Origin of the sequence: Cellulomonas endophytica, assembly GCF_004123805.1 — a bacterium.
Taxonomy (GTDB): domain Bacteria; phylum Actinomycetota; class Actinomycetes; order Actinomycetales; family Cellulomonadaceae; genus Cellulomonas; species Cellulomonas endophytica.
Map to the genome: position 1 here is coordinate 1 of NZ_RWJX01000143.1, position 3,497 is coordinate 3,497.

The window sequence follows — 3,497 nt, forward strand, 5'->3', positions numbered from 1 at the left end:
CCCGCGGCGCCGCCGGGCACCGGCCGGGCGCCGACCGCCTCCGGCGCGAGGGTCACGGCAGGGCCCGCGCGGCGGGGTCGGCCGCGCCGGCCGTCCCGGGCGCGGCGTCCGCCGTCCGGGGGCGGAGCACGAGCTCGGCGTTGTCGATGAGCCGCGTCCCGCCGACCCGCGCCGCGAGCAGCAGCAGGGCGGCGCCCCGCCCGTCGGGCGGCACCGGCGTGAAGCCGTCGGGGTCGACGAGCGCCACGTAGTCCACGGCGTCGGGGCCCGGGACCTTCGCGGGGCCGTTCCCGGTGCCCGTGACGAGGCCCGCGGCGAGGCCCGCGGCGAGGGCGCGACGGGCGGCGGCGACGACGGCCTCCGCCCCCGCGCCGGCGTCGGCGGCGTCCGCGGCCGCGGCGAGGGCGGCGGGCAGGGCGCGGGCCCGGCGGCGGGCGTCCGGCGCGAGGTAGGCGTTGCGGCTGCTGCGCGCCAGGCCGTCCGCCTCGCGCTCCGTCGGCACCGGGCGGATCTCGACGGGCACGTCGAGGTCGCGGACCATCCGCCGCACCGCCGCGAGCTGCTGGGCGTCCTTGCGGCCGAAGAGGGCGACGTCGGGCGCGACGAGGTGGAGCAGCTTGAGGACGACCGTGAGCACCCCGTCGAGGTGGCCGGGGCGCACGGCGCCCTCGAGCACGTCGCCGAGCGGCCCCGCGTGCACGCGGACCGCCGGGTCGCCGTCGGGGTAGACCGTCGCCGGCTCCGGCGCGAAGACCACGTCCCCCGCCCCGAGCAGCCCCGGGCCGGACAGCAGCGCGAGGTCGCCCGCGAGGTCCCGGGGGTAGCGGTCGAGGTCCTCGCCCGGACCGAACTGCAGGGGGTTGACGAAGATCGTCACGACGACCGTGGACGCCGCCGCCCGCGCCGCGCGCACGAGTGCGAGGTGGCCCTCGTGCAGCGCGCCCATCGTCATGACGACGGCACGACCGGCGACCCCGTCGCCGTCCGGCCCGCCCGCACCGACGCCGCGCGCAGCCCCGTCGGCCAGCGCCGCCACCAGCTCCGGGCGCGTCCGCACGAGCCGCGGGCCGCGCCGCCCGTCGTGCTGCGCCGTGCCCTGCGGCCGGCCGCCCGGCTCCGTCCCCGCCCGCCCCGCCACGTCCGCTCCCCGTCCCGTGCTCATGCCCGTCCTCCGCCTGCGTCCGGGGCCGGCCCGTCCCCGCCGTCGTCGTCCACCCGGCCGGTCCCGTCCGCCGTGCCGTCCGCCGCGCCGTCCGCCGTGCCGTCCGCCGTGCCGTCCGCCGTGCCGTCCGCCGTGCCGTCCGCCGCGCCGTCCGCCGTGCCGTCCGCCGCCGGGCCGGGCGGCGCGTCCCCCAGCGCGTCCAGCAGCCGCTGGGCGGCGGCGTCGTCGACGAAGCCGGCGGCCAGGGCGCGGCCCGTGGCCGAGCGCGCGAGCGTCCGGTACCCCGCGAGCACGTCGACCGCGCCCGTGCGGGCGGCGTGGCCGCTCAGCGCCGCGACGTGCTCCGCGACCGTGCCCGCGTCCCCGCGACGGACGGGCCCCGTGAGGGCGGCCAGGGCCCCCGGGCCCCGGTGCCCCGGCCGGTCCGGGAGCTCGTTGCGCACCGCGCCGTCCAGCGCGGCGCCCAGGAGGGGCCCGAGGACGCGGCCGGGCTCGGCGACACCCGCCGCCGCGAGCGCCTCCGCCGCCTGCGCCACGAGCACGACGAGGTGGTTCGCCCCGTGCGCGAGGGCCGCGTGGTACAGCGCCCGGTCCTCCTCTGCCACGACGACGGGCTCGCCGCCGACCTCCACGACGAGCGCCTGGCCGATGGGCAGCACGGCCGCCGGCGCCGTCACCGCGAAGCCGCACCCGACGAGCCGCGACAGGTCCAGCGACGTGCCGGTGAACGTCATCGCCGGGTGCAGCGCCACGGGGATGACGCCGGCCGCCCGGGCGGGGTCGAGCACGCCGACCCCGAACCGGCCCGCGGTGTGCACGAGGATCTGCCCCGGCTGCCACAGGCCCAGCTCCGCGGCGCCGGCCACGAGGGGCGCCAGCGCGTCGTCGGGGACCGTGAGCAGCACGAGCTCCGCGCGCCGGACGACCTCCGGCACGTCGACGACGGGTACCCCGGGCAGCAGCGACGCCGCCCGCTCCCGGGACGCCTCGCTCACGGCGCTCACGGCGACGACGGGGTGGCCGGCGGCGCGCAGGGCGCTGCCGAGCACCGCGCCCACGCGGCCCGTTCCGACGACGCCGACCCCGAGCCGCCCCGGTCGGCCCGCCGGGGCCCCCGCCTCGCTCACCGGGCCCCCTCGTCGAGCGCCGCTCGACCGCCGTCCGGGGACGCCGCCGGGCCGGGCGACGGCACGCCGGTGGGTGCGGCCCCGCCGGTGCCGCCCGGCTGGCCGGGGGTCGCGGCGGAGGGCACGGGGGCGTCCACCGGAGCGGGCACCGGGGCGGGCACGAGGTCGGCCACGGGGTCGGCCACGGGACCGGCCACGGGGTCGGCGACGGAGCCGGCGTCGGCGGTGCGCATCCACTGCTCGGGGCCCGCGCCGGCCCGTGCGGCGCGGGCGCGGTCGGCGAGCTCGTCGAGGAGGGCGGCGGCCGTGGCGGCGCCGAGGTGGTCCACGGACGGGCTCACGGGACCGGGCGTGGAGTGCAGGCGCACGGACGCGAGCCCCAGGCGCCGCTGCAGCGGGCCCTGCGTGGTGCCGAGGGACTGCGTGCGCTCGTGCGGCACGACCTCCACGACGCGCTCGAGACGTCCCGTGCGGCTGAGCAGCGCGCGGGGCGTGACGACCGCAGCACGGCGGCGCCACGCGACGGGGTCGACCCAGCGGGCGCCCCGCGGGGACGTCAGCGCCCCCGCCCGCGCCGCCGGGTCGGCCGAGAGCAGGGTGTCGAGCAGGGCGCGCGGGTCCTCGACGCCGAGGTCGGGCAGCACGAGCCAGACCGCCGTGACGGCCTCGTCGCGGGTCCCGACGGGCAGCAGCACGGTCTGGTTCTGCGCGCTGTCGGCCGCGCCGCCGTAGCCCGCGACGTTCATGTCCACGCGCCACCAGTCCGGACCGCGCCACAGCAGCGGCTGCGTGAGCCGGACGGCCTGCACCCGGCCGGGCGGCACGGTCTGGCGGCGGGCCTCCGTCAGCCCGTGGCGCAGCCGGATGCCGTCGGGCGAGGTCGCCGCGCGGAAGCCGATGCCGTGGTTGAGGCGGCCCGCTACCCAGCCGACCGCGCCGAGGGCGGGCGCGAGCAGGAAGACGAAGGTGCCGAAGGACTCGAGCACGACCCCGGCGACCACGACGGCGACCGCCCCGACGAGGAGCCAGAGCGCGGTGCCCGACCGCAGGACGGAGCCGACCACGCGGCCGGCGGGCACCTCGTACACGACGCGCTCCGGCGCCGTCTCGAACGCCGGCCCGCCCGCCGAGCCCGCGCGGGGACGGCCGCCCGGCGCCGCGGCAGCGGCGCCGGGCCCCTCGGCCCCGGGGGTGCCGGCATCGGGCGC

At 81.4% G+C, this 3,497-nt stretch carries 3 protein-coding genes; all 3 read right to left on the minus strand.

Annotated elements, in window-relative coordinates; translation table 11 throughout:
• Positions 1–52 precede the first annotated feature (52 nt).
• Complete coding sequence (gene panC / locus EJA20_RS18220; RefSeq protein ID WP_129339920.1) at positions 53–1,162, minus strand: pantoate--beta-alanine ligase; 1,110 nt, start codon at positions 1,160–1,162, stop codon at positions 53–55.
• Positions 1,159–2,289 carry a Rossmann-like and DUF2520 domain-containing protein gene (locus EJA20_RS18225; protein WP_129339921.1) on the minus strand — a complete coding sequence of 377 codons (1,131 nt, stop codon included), beginning with the start codon at positions 2,287–2,289 and terminating at the stop codon, positions 1,159–1,161. Before EJA20_RS18225 ends, panC begins: the two co-directional genes overlap by 4 nt.
• Positions 2,286–3,497: PH domain-containing protein (locus tag EJA20_RS18230; protein WP_129339922.1), on the minus strand; the 1,212-nt coding region annotated here is incomplete at its 5' end. The genes EJA20_RS18225 and EJA20_RS18230, both read right to left, overlap by 4 nt.